Source organism: Planococcus sp. NCCP-2050 (genome assembly GCF_023708025.1).
In the GTDB taxonomy this organism is placed as follows: Bacteria; Bacillota; Bacilli; order Bacillales_A; family Planococcaceae; genus Planococcus.
Genome location: NZ_BRCX01000004.1, coordinates 93,064 through 110,424, shown reverse-complemented (window position 1 = coordinate 110,424; position 17,361 = coordinate 93,064). Strand labels below are relative to the sequence as shown.

General features: G+C 40.7%; 16 protein-coding genes. 9 read left to right on the top strand and 7 right to left on the bottom strand.

What is annotated here, in order from left to right:
- Window positions 1-239: 239 nt before the first annotated feature.
- Both NFU07_RS13590 and NFU07_RS13585 read right to left on the bottom strand, forming a co-directional pair.
- Window positions 240-428, bottom strand: a complete 189-nt coding sequence (locus NFU07_RS13590) for a hypothetical protein (protein WP_251478977.1) — start codon at window positions 426-428, stop codon at window positions 240-242.
- A 163-nt stretch (window positions 429-591) separates the two neighbouring features.
- A complete protein-coding gene (locus NFU07_RS13585) occupies window positions 592-1,266 on the bottom strand; it encodes an excalibur calcium-binding domain-containing protein (RefSeq protein ID WP_251479190.1) in 675 nt (224 codons plus the stop codon).
- Between the two features lie 224 nt (window positions 1,267-1,490).
- Between NFU07_RS13585 and NFU07_RS13580 the strand changes: the two genes are divergently transcribed.
- From NFU07_RS13580 to NFU07_RS13565, 4 genes are all read left to right on the top strand, one after another.
- Complete coding sequence (locus NFU07_RS13580; RefSeq protein ID WP_251478975.1) at window positions 1,491-3,098, top strand: S-layer homology domain-containing protein; 1,608 nt, start codon at window positions 1,491-1,493, stop codon at window positions 3,096-3,098.
- The gene (locus NFU07_RS13575) at window positions 3,095-3,334 is read left to right on the top strand and encodes a DUF3006 domain-containing protein (protein ID WP_251478973.1); all 240 of its coding nucleotides are present in this window, start codon (window positions 3,095-3,097) and stop codon (window positions 3,332-3,334) included. Before NFU07_RS13580 ends, NFU07_RS13575 begins: the two co-directional genes overlap by 4 nt.
- Window positions 3,335-3,583: 249 nt before the next feature.
- On the top strand, window positions 3,584-4,177 hold the full coding sequence (locus tag NFU07_RS13570; protein WP_251478971.1) for a type IV toxin-antitoxin system AbiEi family antitoxin domain-containing protein: 594 nt from the start codon (window positions 3,584-3,586) through the stop codon (window positions 4,175-4,177).
- The gene (locus NFU07_RS13565) at window positions 4,174-5,010 is read left to right on the top strand and encodes a nucleotidyl transferase AbiEii/AbiGii toxin family protein (protein WP_251478970.1); all 837 of its coding nucleotides are present in this window, start codon (window positions 4,174-4,176) and stop codon (window positions 5,008-5,010) included. Before NFU07_RS13570 ends, NFU07_RS13565 begins: the two co-directional genes overlap by 4 nt.
- A 179-nt stretch (window positions 5,011-5,189) precedes the next feature.
- On the opposite strand, the gene NFU07_RS13560 is transcribed toward NFU07_RS13565, so the two are convergent.
- A complete protein-coding gene (locus NFU07_RS13560; protein ID WP_251478969.1) occupies window positions 5,190-5,975 on the bottom strand; it encodes a nucleotidyltransferase domain-containing protein in 786 nt (261 codons plus the stop codon).
- Window positions 5,976-7,467: 1,492 nt separating this feature from the next.
- Between NFU07_RS13560 and NFU07_RS13555 the strand changes: the two genes are divergently transcribed.
- Together NFU07_RS13555 and NFU07_RS13550 are read left to right on the top strand one after the other, a co-directional pair.
- Window positions 7,468-7,863 (top strand): hypothetical protein, encoded by a 396-nt coding sequence (locus NFU07_RS13555; RefSeq protein ID WP_251478968.1) that lies wholly within the window; start codon window positions 7,468-7,470, stop codon window positions 7,861-7,863.
- 3,366 nt (window positions 7,864-11,229) lie between these two features.
- Window positions 11,230-12,741, top strand: coding sequence for a DUF3987 domain-containing protein (locus NFU07_RS13550; RefSeq protein ID WP_251478966.1), 1,512 nt, complete (start codon window positions 11,230-11,232; stop codon window positions 12,739-12,741).
- A gap of 104 nt (window positions 12,742-12,845) precedes the next feature.
- On the opposite strand, the gene NFU07_RS13545 is transcribed toward NFU07_RS13550, so the two are convergent.
- Window positions 12,846-13,046, bottom strand: coding sequence for a hypothetical protein (locus NFU07_RS13545; RefSeq protein ID WP_251478965.1), 201 nt, complete (start codon window positions 13,044-13,046; stop codon window positions 12,846-12,848).
- A 152-nt stretch (window positions 13,047-13,198) separates the two neighbouring features.
- Window positions 13,199-13,534, bottom strand: a complete 336-nt coding sequence (locus NFU07_RS13540; protein ID WP_251478964.1) for a helix-turn-helix domain-containing protein — start codon at window positions 13,532-13,534, stop codon at window positions 13,199-13,201.
- A gap of 160 nt (window positions 13,535-13,694) precedes the next feature.
- On the opposite strand from NFU07_RS13540, the gene NFU07_RS13535 reads away from it, so the two are divergent.
- The 3 genes from NFU07_RS13535 to NFU07_RS13525 are packed head-to-tail and all read left to right on the top strand — an operon-like array spanning window position 13,695 to window position 14,706.
- Window positions 13,695-13,967, top strand: coding sequence for a hypothetical protein (locus NFU07_RS13535; RefSeq protein ID WP_251478963.1), 273 nt, complete (start codon window positions 13,695-13,697; stop codon window positions 13,965-13,967).
- Between the two features lies 1 nt (window position 13,968).
- On the top strand, window positions 13,969-14,268 hold the full coding sequence (locus NFU07_RS13530) for a hypothetical protein (protein ID WP_251478962.1): 300 nt from the start codon (window positions 13,969-13,971) through the stop codon (window positions 14,266-14,268).
- A gap of 6 nt (window positions 14,269-14,274) precedes the next feature.
- The gene (locus NFU07_RS13525; protein WP_251478961.1) at window positions 14,275-14,706 is read left to right on the top strand and encodes a hypothetical protein; all 432 of its coding nucleotides are present in this window, start codon (window positions 14,275-14,277) and stop codon (window positions 14,704-14,706) included.
- Window positions 14,707-14,795: 89 nt separating this feature from the next.
- Here the strand turns inward: NFU07_RS13525 and NFU07_RS13520 are convergent, their stop codons facing one another.
- Both NFU07_RS13520 and NFU07_RS13515 read right to left on the bottom strand, forming a co-directional pair.
- A complete protein-coding gene (locus NFU07_RS13520) occupies window positions 14,796-15,653 on the bottom strand; it encodes a site-specific integrase (protein ID WP_251478960.1) in 858 nt (285 codons plus the stop codon).
- A gap of 115 nt (window positions 15,654-15,768) precedes the next feature.
- Window positions 15,769-17,139, bottom strand: coding sequence for a primase C-terminal domain-containing protein (locus NFU07_RS13515; RefSeq protein ID WP_251478958.1), 1,371 nt, complete (start codon window positions 17,137-17,139; stop codon window positions 15,769-15,771).
- Window positions 17,140-17,361 lie beyond the last annotated feature (222 nt).

Below are 17,361 nucleotides of genomic sequence, written 5' to 3'. Positions count from 1 at the left end.
ACCCGCATATTGCACGTTTCACGTGGCAAACACCCTGTTTGAGCCTGCAAAGAGCCTACTTGCATCGAAAAAACGGAATTATTGCTGATTTTTCTATCAGTATCTTTATTATTAATCCATCTGTTTTCATATCACTAGAAAAGGTAGCTATAGCATTTACCCCACTTCTTCTTATTTCAAATCGTAGTCGAGGCCATTTATTCATCCAATGTTCCGAGTCCACCTAGGCTCCGCTCACATTAGTCCGAATAATTCTTATCCTTCTTCTTTGCAAAGTGATTTACCGTATAATAAACAATCCAGAAAATAAGGATTACCAGGAATGCATAATGTCCATGGCCTTCAGGAAGCAATAAAAAAGTCACAATCGCAGCCACAAAAAACGGCGGCATCAAAAGCCAATACAATCTGTTTTTAAAATGCTTCATTCTACTCACCCCTTTGTCTTTACTACGATCCAGAACTCCATAAGTTACCCCATCACCTAAAAAAGGAAGATCCACGGGGATCTTCCTTTCAGGTTCCACTCAATTCCATCACATACTGTTCAATCATTGGCAGGACAGCGGCGATTATCCAATTCGTTAACTCTTACGCTTCACAAGCATATCCGTCCTTATCCCGATCCATCTTCGATTGATATGCTGCATGCCCTTCCGGAACGCCACTCGGATAGACGGAACGAAGTTCGGTACAGTTGCTGAAGTTTTCGTTGGCAGCTGACGCGCTGGCTGCACTCGCTGCGGCTTCCTGCGCCGCTTGCTCCGCTGCCAGTTTTTCTTGCGCCGCCTTCTCTTCTGCCGCTTTCTGTTCAAGCGCCAATTGTTCTGCTGCTGCACGTTCTGCCGCGGCTCTTTCTTCCTCCGCCTTCTTCTCTGCAGCCATTCGCTCATCTTCCGCTTTTTTCTCCGCCGCCGCTTTCTCTTCCGCTAATCGTACTTCTTCGGCTTTTGATTCTTTTTCTTTAGCAAGTGCTGCTTCTGCTGCTTTCGCTTCTTTTATCTGGGCCTCTTCTTTTGCTGCTTCCTTTTCTTCGTCCGTTTCCTCGACTTCCGCTAATGGCTGGATCTCACTTTTAGCGGCCGTTTCGTTTGCCGGAGCCGACGGATCAAAAATAACCGCCAGGATCAGGAGAGCGAATGAGGCCCACATGACTTTTTTCGTGCGTTTTGCAAATGGCCGTTTGGTCGTCCTTCTGCGGATGAACCACACCACCACCCCCACGAACAAAATAACTGTACTGACCATGCCTAGAAATGCCCACATCTTCTTCACTTCTCCATTCTCATCCTATAATCCATCTCTCTAAATGGAAATATTTTAATATTTAAGTTAAATATACCACCTTCCATTGATTTAACAAGAATAAATTAAAGAATGGTGATTCTTATTAATTTGTTTAGATAATTCCCTTATATTCTCAAATTAAATAGACAATCGAATCAAGGGTCGATAAGATAAAAGTATCTTATCGGAAAAGAGGAGAAGACGTGAAAAAAATTCTAATCGGAATCTTAGCGGTTGTGCTGTTCTTGTCGCTAGCGCCCATGAATTCCACCCAGGCCGCCCCTTATAAGGATGTGCCGAACAGTCACCGTTTTTACGACGACATCACGTATCTACAGGAGAAAGGCGTGGTCGGCACCAGTTCCATTTACGGGGTGGATACGCCCATCACCCGGGAAGCCGCAGCCATCATGATTTCCAAAGCCTTGAAATTGGACGGCAAGCAAACCACAACACCGTTCAAAGACGTCCCCTCTTCTTCAGCCGCATCGGGGTACATTAACTCTGCGGTAAAAGCGGGCGTCATCTCCGGCTATCCGGATGGCACTTACCGTCCTAAAGGAATTGTGAACCGCGGGGAAATGGCCATCTTCATTTCACGCGCTTTCAACCTAACGACCGAATCCACCAAGTCCTTTAAGGATCTCAGCCCTTCGATGAAGGCGTATCCGTATATCAAACGCATCATCCAGGCGAATATCACGGTCGGCAATACCGACGGCACATACAAGCCGAATGACACGATTACCAAAGGGCAGCTATCGGCTTTCCTGAGCCGGGCCATGGTCATGAAGGAAACCGGGAAGAAGCAAGCCAAAGTCCACTTCATTAACGTCGGCCAAGGCGACGCCATTCTGATCCAGTCCGGCAATGGCAAGAACATGCTGATTGATGGCGGTACCAAAGCCCAAGGCGCGAAAGTCGTGGCTTTCCTGAAAGCCAAAGGCGTTTCAAAACTGGACTACGTCGTCGCGACGCATCCGGATGCGGACCACATCGGCGGATTGATTTCTGTCTTGAACAACTTCACGGTCGGAAAGTTCCTGGATTCCGGGAAAGCCCACACCACCGATACGTACTACCAATTGCTCCAATTAATTGATACGAAGAACATTGCGTATGAAATTCCAAAAGCGGGGCAGCAAATCGCCTTCGATACTGTATTCGGTATCCAAGTCCTGAACGTGAATTCCAAAGCAAGCGATACCAATGACGCCTCAATCGTCCTAAAAGCGAAGTACGGGAAAGTGAGCTTTTTGTTGACGGGAGATGCGGATACAGCGATTGAAACGGCGTTGCTGAAGAACTATGAAGTGAAGTCGACGTACTTGAAAGCGGGACATCACGGATCTAATAGCAGCTCTTCCGCCAGCTTCCTGAGTACCGTCCGTCCAGTGGGGACCATTCTTTCCTATGGCAAAGACAATTCCTATGGCCATCCGCATAAGGAAGTCGTGACGCGCTTAAATAGCATCAAATCGAAGATCTATTCAACGGCCCTGGCAGGCGACATTACGGTGACGACTGATGGGAATACCCATACGACGACAGCCAAACCGATGGTGGTCGAAACGCCGAAACCGGCACCAAAACCGACGCCAGCCCCAGCGCCAAAACCAACACCGAAGCCGACGCCGCCAAAACCGGCCCCTGACTTCGAGTCCGGATTGTATGTCATTCCGGGTGCGCCAACTAGCTTCCAGAACTGCACAGCAATGCGGAAGTATTACCCGCTCGGCGTTAAAAAAGGGCATCCGGCTTATGCGTCGAAGCACGACCGCGACAAAGATTCCTGGGCGTGTGATTCATGATGAAGCGCTATACCTTGGACCGGTTGGATGATGGCTTCTACGTATTTTTGGAAAAAGGAAACGAAGAACAGCAGCTGCTGATTCCGAAAGAGGAGATCTCTTCTGTGCTGACGGATGGCGATATTGTCGACATTCAGCAAAATGAAACCGGCTACCAAATCAGCGTATTAAAAGAAGAAACCACCGATCGGAAACAGCAAGTCATGGACTTAATTGAGAAACTGAAAAACAAGTGACCGCTTAAAAAGATGCCACGTTCTTTCTAAACACGAACCAGATTTCTATCCGGTTCGTGTTTTTTCATCTTCAATTCTTTTCTTTTGAAAAGATATGTATCTGTCAAGAAGTGTTCTTCTTCAAATAAACCTTCAATATCCTTCTATTATTACGATATTCAAAGACTTTAACAGTAAAATAGAATTTTTTTGCATTCACACTAAATTCATATATAATAGACGTATAAAAGCAAAAAAGAAGGTGACAACTTGTCTTATACGGCTAAACTTCTAGAACTGATTTCCAAACAGGATGGCATCGTCCTTACACGGGACGTGGAAGCAGCGGGTATTCCGCGTCATTACTTAACTTTATTGGCTCGTGAAGGGCTTATTGAGCGCGCTAGCCACGGGATTTATGTAACGCCTGAAACATTTGAGGATGATCTTTATATCCTGCAGGCACGCAGCCCTCAATTGATCTATTCTCATGAAACGGCTCTGTACTTGCATGATTTGACGGACCGGGATCCCCTCGCATATTCCGTGACCGTACCGCTGGGGTATCACAATCGGCTTCTCATCGAGAACGGCTTACACGTTTATACAGTAAAAAAAGAATGGCATACGCTTGGGGTAACCGAAACTGCTAGCGAGTATGGGCGTCCCATTCGCCTTTATAACGCAGAACGCACGCTATGCGACCTGTTCAGGCAACGGAAGAAAATCGATGCCGACCTGTTGAATGACGGCATGAAGCGCTATTTAGCCAGGAAAGACAAGAATGTTCCGCAGTTGCTGCGCTATGCTGAACAGTTTCGGGTTTCTTCCCTGGTTCGCACGTATGTGGAGATTTTGCTATGAAGAGTTCCAGACAAGTAAAAGACCTCATCAGGAATCTGTCTAAAGAAAGAGGCGTCAATGCCCAGCTTCTTCTCCGAAACTACCTATTCGAGCGATTACTCGAACGGATTGCTCACTCGGATTTCAGCCAGCACTTCGTGCTAAAAGGTGGGGTGCTGATTGCTTCGATCATCGGTGTTGATTTGCGTTCCACGATGGACATGGATGCCACCATCCAAGGATATCCACTAAACCAGGACGCAATTGAAAAAGCGTTCTTGGGTATCTTGGCCATTCCGCTTGAAGATGGCGTCATCTTCAGTTTAGGAAAAGTGTTGCCCATTAGGGATGAAGCCGAGTACGCAGGATTCCGTTTATCCATTCAGGCACAAATGGATCAAGTCCGCCTGCCGTTAAAAGTGGACCTGACGACTGGAGATCAAATCACATCGAAGGAAATCCGGTATTCATACCAACTTTTACTGGAAGAGCGGCAAATTGATATCCTCGCCTATCCGCTGGAAACAGTGCTGGCCGAAAAATTCGAGACGATGGTCTCTCGCGGGGTAGCCAATACTCGACTTCGTGACTTTTACGATGTTTATGCCTTACTCGCAACCCAAAATGAGAGCTTAAAGGAAGATCTGATGCAAAAAGCGCTCCTCTCGACTGCGAACCAACGGGGATCTGTTGGGTTGCTGGCAGAAGGAGACACAATCTTAGCGGAAGTCTTTCAGAGCCAGTACATGGAGCAATTGTGGAATCGGTATCAACTGCAATATCCATATGCTGCCGATATTACCTGGCAGGCTATACAAAAGGCGGTCCTACAACTATGGAAAATGAGTCGATAAAAACGATGAAAAAGCTGCAGTTCCTTGCTCAGGAGGAACTGCAGCTTTTTTGAAAATACTACCGTTGTATTCAACGTTCTGCCCTTCGGAATAAACTCAGATCTTAGTCGACTAACCAAAGACCCAAAATGCGTTCTCAAATGATAAGGATTCACCTTTTCACTTCATGATTGCAGTCCTTATTCTTTTCTTTCCATCGTATTTTCGCTAAACCAAACAATGAAGTAATCTAAGTAAGTTAGGACTTCCTCTGTGATGAGGGGCTTCTGGCAAAGAAACACCGCTTCAATTTCCTCGAAATACGCTTCATTCGGAAAATAATGCTGGAGAATTTGGAGATTTTCCCGGATATCGGTGGACCAGCTTTCATCGCTCACCGCTACATAGCAATAAGCCCCTCGGACAATCCGTTTTAAAATGGACTGCAGCTTATACGCATCGGCCTCTTTCGTCAAAATCGCCTTTCGATAGCCGGCCAGTGTCTCCATTAGATCTTGGTTCATGGCCTGACAGATTCGAATATCGGGTTTCATTCGGGACCATTTCACGGATAGATCCTCTCCATAAATGCAGCTGCAGACGTGCTTCAACCAAAATCCCCAATAAAATTGGTTCTCTTGTTTTAGGACTTCGGCTACGACTCCCATATCATAATCTACTTTTGGTACAAGCGGATTCAAGTGAACAAGCGCCGCTGTCTCACGATCCATAAGGGCCTTTTCTTGCGCGAGCAGCGGGGATGTCAATAGTACCGTCAAATCAATATCTGAAGTTCCTTGGACCGCCTCCCCTCTTCCTACACTGCCGTAGATATAGACGCTATGTACCTTAGCTCCTGCGCATCTTTTTAACATCGCAAGGATCTGATTCAGCAGTTCCCGATATACTGGATGGATTTTCTGTGTTGATGTTTGATTTAAGATATATCCAGCCGGATCAACGCCCATTCGTGTTGGAAATTGCATACTACCTCTTCCTTCCTATCCATAAAAATTGAAACTTTTCTTTCCCCATGTCTGGTCCAGCTTATTAAAGAACACTAAGTAGACGGTAAAATCCGATTAGCTTTCTCAAAAATACTCAATCCATGCCAATATATATGCTACGGAAAAATAGTAAGTTAAAAAAAGGCTTACTAAAATAAAAATATATTTGATTAGCTTGTTAGAAATGAAGAACGCCAACAGCAAACTTCCAATGGGAAAAAAGATTAAAATGACTTGAAGCCCAATATTGATGAAATTATGAGCTGTATAGGGACTGACATTAATACTCTCGGTTAATTGATGAAAAACAAACAGCGATAATAAAACGAACCACATGAATACAATTAATAGGATGCAGATTGCTGATTTCTTCTTCTTTTGCATGCAATTCCTCTTTTCAACTTTATTTAAGGGTTAAATCCGCCTTTAACTTCCAGGACTTAAAGTGAAACACATATACTGCCCTTTCCATTTAACTTCTCTTATCTCCTTATTTCAAGTATGCCTTAATTTTCTTCTAATTCATTTTAATCACTTGTCTTCTTACGATAACAAAAACGGTGTCAAAGTTATTGCGAACGCTTTTAATCAAGCTGCTTCTTCAAAAAATGATTCACCGTATAATAAACAATCCAGAAAATAAGGATTACTAGGAATGCATAATGTCCTTGGCCTTCAGGCAGCACAAAAAAAGTGACAATTGCAGCGACAAAGAACGGCGACATCAAAAGCCAATATATTCTGTTTTTAAAATGCTTAATTCTATTCACCCTTTGTCTTTACTACGATTCAGAACCCTATAAGTTACCCCACCACCTAAAAAAGGAAGATCCATAGGAATCATCCGTTTAGATTCCACTCAATCCCTTTACATATGCTGAAATCTTCATTAGCAGCTGACGATGCTGGCTGCTTACTCCGCTGCTAATTTTTCTTGCGCAGCTTTCTCTTCTGCCAATCACGCTTCTTCCACCTTGCCTTCTTTTTCTTTAGGGAGTGCCGCTTATTCTGCACTTGCTTCCTTTTTACCCCTATGGCTTCTTTTTCCGCTTTTACCGCTGGCTGGATATCGTTCTTAGCTGTTATTTCATTTGCGGATATATGATGGATCAAAAATAGACGACAAGATCAGGCGGACGAATGACTCGCACATTTACAACTTTGTGATTTAGAAAATTTTGCTCTGAGCAGTCATCATGATTAAAACAATTTTATGAAAAAATCTTTGTCATTCTGAAAAAGTTTTTAAAAATAAACCTAGAAATATCAAATTAAGAAAGTATACTACTTGAACTACAGAAGAAAGGAGAAAATCTCTTAAGTTCAAATATATAAAAATGAATATTTAAGAAGCCATTTTTCAGCATGCATAACTGTCTATGAATGACATTTGTAAAACCTGTTAAGCGTACCGGCTAACAGATCAATAACAAAATCAATCTTACTTTTTATCAAGAAAGGAATTTTAACCATGACAAAAATATCAAACATCGAATTGCATTTAGCAGAAAAAATCAAATCTTTAACTTACACAGATTTAGACGCAGTCAATACTTACCTTTATACCGACCGAGAAGATCTTTTCTTACTCTATATTTTGGACAATCTGGACCAGTTTCATGAACAAGTAGATATGGAGAAAGGAGGGTATTTTGAAAGTTATTTCTTTTACTGGGATATAAGCAAAGACACAGTCTTACCTTATTTAGCTGGAGAATGGCCACATGACTTCCATAAAAGCGTTCGAGATTCAGATAGAAAGTATATCTCGCTGTGTCTAGACATATATAGAGATACGAATTCCTGGACCCTTTATGTATTTACAGAAAAATTTTTTACCAACAATTTTTTGGCCACTAGGAATTAAAACAGCTAGGAATAGTTTTTTTAAAAGCATAACTTTAATATCAAGAAGTAATTTGAAAGAAAAAGTATTCCAAAATTTATATCCTTAAAAAGATAGAGCAATTAGACGATAAGACTTTAAAAAAATCTTCTATTAGGCAAAAAAGGGTTCCATAAATCGGAACCCTTTTTTATTTTTTTATAATCAGCTATCACTCCATATCATGCATACAATTGAAGAACAACCTTGTTCTAAACATCGCAAGTAACGCAACTGAATAACCATATTTAATGCCGAATGAGCTACATACCTCTTCCTATTTTCTGGACATTCATCGCTTCTTTTAATATAAACTCCATTTGCACCACTGCAATTTTTAAACATTTTGCTCTGAAAAACATATCAAGTTGAGTACGATCATGGCATTTTCCACTCTCTCTAAAAGTCCAATGCGAACAAATATCCTACGGCTGGAAGTCGCTCAATCGATGCCGTTTTGACAGGGGGTATAGATGGACGCTAGAGAACCTCGCTCTCTCGAATTCGTTTGGCCAGTTCTTTCTCGCTTTCGACCACATTGAGTATCCGGCCATCGATACAATGGATAAGAGTTTGGCCACGGCCAGGCTGGATAAAATCAATTGGTTCCGGATCGATCGTGACGATTTCCTATTTGTATTTATATAATCTGACTTCAATTCCTTTCATAAATCTCTTATTCTTTCGGAAGAATTTGCATAAGATTTTGATCCCAAAAAGACAGCTTAAACAGGGTTAATTGGGTAAGTCTGAAATATACCCAATTAACCGCATGGTGCCGTCCATAGGTCTAGCTCTCTGCAAGCCTTGATATGTTTGCTTTTTACCGGTCTGAAAATAAGCCAACCAGGCCGACTAACTACATCTAAACCACCTACTTTTGACCACTTTTCAGCCGTGCAATTTTCGCCTCAAAACTGCTAGGAAATTGGTTATGATAATGCGTCATTATTAATAAAAAAGGGGCTTTTAACATGACAGACCCCACCTTTATAAAAGTGACAAGCTTCAGAGCATTCGATTTCAACTTGAAATAAAAAAAGATATTTCAACCTTTTTTATTTTGAGCTGGCGACATTTTGAATGACTGTTAAATTTCAGAGGGTACAGAATTTCGAACAGCCCCCTCGAATTGAGGACATCTTTTAAATAACTTGAAGCAACCTGAAATCTGGAATTTTCTCTCTACGATAACTAAGTTGATCACTACGAGATAGCTATTCAATTACCCACAATTTGGTATAGAATGTGGGTGAAATCGCCCCTAATAATACTCAAATTTGGAACAGCTCAAGGAGTGTATTTAGTTGTCGAAAAAAGCCAGAAGATGATATACCGAAGAGGGCTTTTTAAAAAGGCCCTCTTCGGGTTATCACCTAGGTGATAACCCTGAAACTCGGCAAGCCTTGGGGTGCCTACGTTTTTTGACTGATTTAAAAATCATCTACCCCGACTATTTACTTTTCTACGATCCTTATTCCTCCCCAATTTACCCAAAAAAAGGTGACAATAATTCGTTTTTAAAGCGCTTTCATTTTGCTCTTTTCATTACCTAAAATGTCGAATTTTCCATAGTAAAAACATTTTTAGAACACAAAAAAAATGAGGACGTAAACCGTCACTATTGCACTCTCCAAAAGTTCAATTCACAAAATTGTTTATTGCTGAAAGTCGCCCGATTGACACTATTTTTACAGGGCTGATAGATGGATCGCTACCGGATTTTGCGTTGTTAAATTCGTTTGACCAAATCCTTTTTGCTTTCACCACCTCGATTACTCTTCCATTGATGAAAAAGATAAAGTTTGGCCAAGACCCGGCTGCATAAAATCGATTTGCGCTGGATTAGTCGCACTTTATATAGTGTGACGGTAACTTCACTTAAAATTATCCCCCCTCCTTGTAATCAACATTTAACTCGTCGTTTGCTTGGCTGTTTGCATGAATGAGATCGTAGCAAGTTCGACAAGTGGAATTCTCCTCTTTAAAATGGAAAATGGCTTTCCTGTTTACACATTGCGAACACTCGAACCACTTTCTGCAGCTATCTGTTCCTAGTGATTCGTCCATTGCTAAATAAAATGTTGTCTTTCACTTAGATCTATCCACCGCTAGGCTGTAACCCACACCCTATTCTCCCCATATTCGCCCTCTGCCTTATGAACCTGCGTTCTTAAGAATTAAGGGGATGATGGTTCTATTACCATATAAAAAGGGTAAGGAGACTATCTCTAATCCCCCTATACGTGTCATACAGCCAATATAATATCCGGTTGCTGATGGCTTCGTTTAGCTTCCTACTCTCTATCGAATTCACCAAATATCCCTTTAATCGATTTATAATAACTGATCATTTGAATAGATCCAATGAAAATACCAATAGATGCCACCGCTAATTACATCACTGTGCGTCCAGTTCTAGTACATGCATCTAATACAGCGCTGACTTCGATAATTGACTTGCTCCCTCTGGAATTTAATACGCCCATGCCGCATAAACTATCACCTTGTTCAGTAGCAAGAATAGATGATAGCAAGCCTCTCCATTCCAATCATTTCTTTTCCCGTTGCTGAATGTTGACCAAAATCGACCACTTTTGAGATGCTCTTGAAAAGCATCAGTTTTATTGGTTTACCTGCTCTTTTGTCTTGCATTTAAAATGACAGCTCGAGATATTTTGAACTATTTCCGCTTTTTCATAATTCTGCCTTCACCCTATTCTACTAATATTACGAACTATTAATGCCCCCAATATTACGAACTATTAACGTCCCCAATATTAGGTACTATTTCATTTTGATGAATCTATTCGTGTAAAAAGCTTTAAATACTGAGTTTTTTATAGTTCCTAATATAAGAACTATTAGTAGTTCCTACTATAAGCAAGACCGTAATCTTCTAAGGAACTGGATAATTATTGTATGTTTTTGTTTAGTCTTTCTAATCTTTTCTCTATATTGGAACTAATAATGGTTCCGATATCAGATACTCTGTTAGTTAATCCAATAACACAAGATAAACGAGAAGGTTTTCACTTTTATAAAGCAGATCAGCTCTTTTTAACCTGGTCTAAAAAATTTTTTATATAAATATTTTGCTAAAGGTTCGAATTTACGGACTTAGCGATTAGTATGTATAAAGTAAAAAGACAAATCCGATAGAAGATACACTTTTTAAGATTCATATTCGGTTTAGGTCGGTTTAGGTCGGTTTAGGTTTGTCTTTTACCTTATAAAACTACTTGATATCACTCACTTTTAAGGCGGTTAGGTACTTTAGGCATGAAAGTAACTGATATTGAAAAGTTTAATAAATTCATATTTAAATAAACTAAACGCGAGGAGACGTTGAAAATAGAACTTGAACTTGAACTTGAAAAAATAAAGCAGGCATTTAAGAATAATAATGGGACTGAATTATCTAATCAATTAAAAGGAGAAGATAATGATTGGGAGATACCGGTATATCTTGAAGTTTACGATTTACCAGAATTTCCTATTGATATTTTTCCGGCAGCATTAAAAGCACAAATTAAAGCAGTTGCAGAATATACTCAAACGCCCGTTGATTTTACGGCACTGACCGGAATTTGGGTATTGTCAACAGCCTTGTATAAAAATTACCAAGTGAAAATAAAAGAAAATTGGACAGAACCAGTAAATATCTATGCGATGTCTTTAATGCCTCCTGCTACTAGGAAAACTGCCATCTTGGATATCATGACCGCTCCCATACGCGAGAACCAAAATAGTTTGGCAGAATTACTCGAACCAAAAGTGCAAGTGAGAAACTATGAACGTAAGACCTTGCTTAAAAAAATTGACGAACATCAAAAGAAAACAGTGAAGAATAATACGCCAGTAATACAGAACGATGTAAAAACTCTTTTTAAAGAATTAGACAATACTCCTGAGATTGTCATTCCCACTTTACTGGTGGACGATCCACAATACGATACGTTAATAAAAAATTTAAAAGAGAATAAAGAAAAATTGGCGATTTTGTCAGGTGACGAAATTTTAACATCTAGTAATAAAAATATGAAAATCGATTTACTTTTAAAAGGATATGGAAAAGATCCTACCGATTATTTTAAAGCACCCTTAATTACTTTATGTATTACCACCTATCCTCAAATTCTTGAAGATTTGCCGGTCACTCATCATAGAAAAGGGTTAACTGGTCGTTTTTTGTATAGTATCCCAAGCGACTACAATGGCTATCGACAATCAAATCCCTTACCTATTCCCAATCACGTTAAACAGCAGTATGAGAAATTGCTATTAAAAATGCTTACCCTTTCCACTTCACAGCCCATCTCCCTGCAATTAGACAATAAAGCAGAAAGTGTATTGAAAAAAATGTTGGACGAAGTGGAAATAGAATTAAGAGACAAGACTCTATATGAGGAAGGATTTAGGTATTGGATGGGGAAACTGACTGGAAACTTGCTAAGAATAGCCGGACTCTTACATGTTGCCAACTATGCATCCACTGACATTGAACTTAACCGGATACCTACGACTATCAATGCTGAAACGTTAAGCGCAGCATTTAGGCTAAAGCCATACTTTATAGCTCATGCTAAAAAAGCTTTTGGTGTTATGCATCACAATGAAAAATTTGCTGACGCTTTGATCATTATTGAGAAATTACTCGAGGAGAATAAGCCGATCATTGATCGGCAAGTAATTTGGCAAAAAACAAAAAAAATCGTTACTACAGCGGAAAGGCTTAATGCCGCATTAGAAGTTTTAGAATCTCGTTATTATCTTCGGCGGATTACTGGCGGTCCTTCTGGAAGAAAGGAAATGATCCAACTAAACTATCACTTGTTTCCCACTGCAGCAAATTTGTAAATTAAAACAAATACGAGACTTTTATAAAAATAGTCTCGTATTTTTTCAAATTCTTTAATGAAAATTAGATAAATTAATTTTGGTATTCATTATATAAAAATCGATTAACAAATATTAGAATTTTTAATGATTAGCTGACAAGTGGCCAAAGCTCCTTCTTGAATAATCGGATCAGTTGAACTCAAAAAAAGTTGAATGCATTCACCATAATCTTGTACATCAGATTCCACCAGTACGTCCTGTATCTTATCTTTATGACGCATCAATAAATCTGTTAACAAAGTTAATTTTTCCCGATTGGACATCCTTTATTCCCCCTTGCATTTTGTATTAGTTATATCATAATAACCTTTCTTATATATTCCTTACTTTAACTATCCATCTCCTTCTCTAATTATTTTTGTTATCCAGTTTATATAAAGTTGATAGAAATAAAAAAAGCTTCCGCAAAGGAAACTTAAAAAATAGAATTTTTATTCAAAAAGGCAACAATAATTAAGTTTATCGCTCGTCGTTGCTCTTCAGTTAACGTTGTAAATTTTCCTTCAATTTCTCGGTCACTTAAATCACTTTCTATGCCTTGTCGCTCTAATTCTCGCATAAAAAACGTAAGGGAAACATTAAAATAACCGCAAAAATCCTCTAAGACGTCTAACGAGATCTCCTGCTCGCCTTTTTCAATTCTCGACAATCGAGGCTGTGAAATATTAATAGCTTTAGCCAAATCAACCATATTAATATTATTTTTCTTCCGGATTTCCCGCATTAACTTACCCGCTTTTTTTCTTATCATGTCGCTTACCTTCTAAACATATTTTGTCTCGTTTAGTTTAACGTTTTCTCATTTTACAAGCAATTAAATATCAGTTAATATAATATAAACGAATAAAAATATATAAAAAATAATGAATATGGATATTTTTATTTGTAAACTACAAAAGGGAGTGGCCAATATGGATTTTGAAAAAGCCATTGAAGAATTTACTTACAATCGGATTGAAGAAGTTATGTTAAGTTCGCAAAACAAAGCCAGAGAAGACATTTTTAAAGAACTGCAGGCGCAAATTGATAAGTTAGGTATCGACCAAAATAACGCTGAAGCTTTACAACGAGAATTATTTGTATTGATTGATACTCAAAATCAGCTTATCTATCGCCAAGGATTGGCAGATGCATTAGATTTTTTAGCTAGCTTCGCGGACACAAGATACAGATTGGGGATATAAAATGGTCAATAAATTAAAATCATACGGGTTATTTGGCGCTAATGTATATGCTATTAGAGATACAAACTCTACAGAGGAAAACAACGAATACAGTGAATTTGACTCAGAGTTAACAGATGAAATCAAAGCATTGCTGGAAGCTAGAGGCTATATCGTCCTGGATTTATTTTTAGACTTTAAAAAACAGGAAGTCTGCACAGAAACCGATCTCCTCATGTACGAAACTATCATGAAAAAATCACAGATTAAAGCGAATCATGTTTATTTAAAAGGCACTACAATCTGCACCCGGTTAGACTGACTTTCAATGAGATATAATCCCGCTATATTTCCTTTGAGATACGTTAGATTCCCGAAAGACTATTTTGATCAGGGACGTAGTCTTATCAAGAAAAATCCATTAAATGAACTGCTGAACAGTAAGATTGGTATTCCTAACAGCCACATCTATCATAAGCGTTATTTTAAAGTTCCTGAAAAAATTTTCATCTCCTATTGCCACGAAGAATTGGAGTATTATGATGCATGGACATTATTAGCTTGTTACTATCTACTTGACCAAAAAAATAGTCATGTATTTTTGGAAAAAGAAATTTTGGAAGTTGCATGGAGAAATATAGGTGACTTCGGTGTTCAATTACATTACGATAAAGAATTTAGTTTTGTACTCTTTCGGCTATTATTGGACGAGTGGATTGATATCACAGAAGAAGAAACTATTATACTTAAACAATTTTAAATTCTTAAAAACACAAAAAGAGCAGGAATACTTAGTCTCATACTAGGTATTCCTGCTCTTTTTAAAAAGGAATAGTAGATATTAATCAACTATATTTGCGACATAAACTTATATCGTTCAAAAACCAGCTTCAGCGTCGACGTAAGCGATTCTGGCGTAACCCCTAACAATTCCGCCAGCTCATCCACAGACTTCTCCTTACGCTTATATAGATGATAAATATACGCCATCCGCACTTCCTCTGTCTTAAACGGTTTTGGCAGCAAGCCATTCAACCGGCCATAAATGTCCTTGAGATTCTGCCGGACATAATCCGCGCCATATTTCTTGTCTGAAGCCACCAAGTAATCATGTTCCCGAAAAACCGCCCGTTCCAATGCCTGGGACAACACCGCCACCTCAAACCGGTCCGAAAAGACCAACTGCCATAAAATCCCCTGTGACGTGATAAAATTCATTTCAACGGTCTCCCCCAGATCCGCAAAGTGACGGCTTTCAAGCCGTTCAATCTCCAGCATCCGAAACCCCTTCATCGCAAATAAAAAGTACAAACGCGCATTCAATAACAGATTCGCATCACGCAATATGGTATCCTTCACGTTCAAAAAGTCTTCGTAGAGCAGCTTCGCTTCTGTTTTCGGCACCACCAGTTCGTATTCAAACTTCGGCATGAAATCCACCGGCACCTTCCCAATCTTCCAAAGGTAGTGAAAGTATTGTTTGATCTGCGACAACTTCCGTTTCAAGGTACTTGCCCGAAGCCCCTTTGCCTTTTCCTGATCCAAAAAAGCCCGGACATCCGCCGGCTTGATTTCATACGGCTCCAGCTGCTTGTTGTTATGCACATTCACAAAAGCCACAAATGCCTTCAGCAATTCCACTTCCGTCACCAAGGTTCCAGGAGAAATGCCCTTGTCCAACCGATACGCTTCATACCCATGCAGCATATACTATCCCCTGCCTTTCTTATATCACTAGTGTACCAAGTTCTAGAGTGAACGTCTGCCGGAAAACCCAAAACCAAAAGACACGTATTCAGATATGTATTGGCAGACTGGACCATTAAGAGGAATTGAAAATTTTACCATCTATTGGCCTGTTTTCAGGAAACCTCGTCAGCAATTCCAACTGATAGTTCAGTTCCCACAGAGCGGTTTCATTATCACGCGAGCGACTCATAAGAGCTACGGCTTCGTAGTACGCACTGCGGTGGGTCTGTTGGTAATTCAAGGCACACTGAAGCAGCACAGCCACCGACGTTAATCCGGTCTTGGCTGCGCGGCCTTTTCCTTCCCGTTTGATCAAGATGGTTTTGGACTTCCGGATGATTTCGTTAAACGTGCTGCGCGGCATCCCGACCGCTTCACAGATTTCCTTTTGCGTGGACCACTTAATCGGCTGCTGGCTGCTGGTCTCCGATTGGATATAGGCGAGCAGATCCGCTTCCCATTCATCGTAATGGCTGCGGATGCGGTCCTTGCGTTCTTTTTTGAACTTGTACCAGCCGCTGCGGGGATTTTCAATCGTGATGTTCTTGCCGCTTCCCCAGGTCTCCAACAGTTCCCGGATATACGCCTGGTGTGCGCCTTTAAAGCGGCCCTTGTAGGCACTCTTCACGATTTTTCGGACGGCACTGTGGCGAAGAGGGCTGGCCAAGCTGGAGTTGTACTCATCCAGCAAGTTGAGCGTTTCCTGGGTCCCCTTCCCCGCGCTGTAGCAGGCCAAAGCGAGCGTATACATGAGGTTGTCCCGGCCAATCTGTCCGCTCTCCCCTATCACGTGGCGCGTAGCCAACAATTCCCGGAACCACTCCGTCTCAGTCGGATCCAGTTCGGCTCCGCGTTGCGGCACGACAAAAAGCCCGCGTCCCCGGTCATCGTCTTGCCGTTTGGACCAGGCGATCAGGCTGCCGAAATCGTAGACCAGCTCTTCGGAGAACCAGCGGATATTCTGTTCATTGGGCATGCGGAAAAAGCCGAAGTCGTTGCAGGATATGTCCACTCCCTGCAAAACTTCCGCCAGGCTGCGTTTGATGTTTTCGGAAATCCGCTTGGCCACTTTCAGGCCGCGGAAATCGTTTTGGTTGCTGATGAAGAGCGGCTTCTCCAGCACGAAATACGCCTGGAAGCCTTTGGGGGTTTCCAAGACCAAGGTGGGAACGCCGATGCTGTGATCCATTGCAGCCGTCAGGATTTCCGTATAGGGTTGCTTTTTCGTATCGATATCGACGACGAACGTATTGATTTGCTGCAGGTTTTCTTCTCCATGTCCTTGGATACGGGTTCTGGTTTTATCCGTATACCGTAAGTAGTTCGATACATTAGGGTTCCAGTGAGAAACGAAAGAAAAGTCTTCAAGAAGGGTTTCTAATGAAGTAACGACATAGCCTTTTACGCCTGTTGGGGTGGATAGATCCTCCTTGGATTTAACCAAGCAAATAGCGCCCTTCTTTTGATTGGAATTTTTCTTTTTTAAAAGATGTAACTGAGGAAGAGGAGCAGCTGAACCAACTTTTTTAAATTTCTCAATACCATGATGGATAATCAATTCAATTGCATTCTGAACCTTTGCCACTGTCTCTCCCCCTCACTTTTAAATCTAGAATTTCTTGATTAGACTTAAAGTATAGAAGAGTAGAAAGCACGCTACAATAGG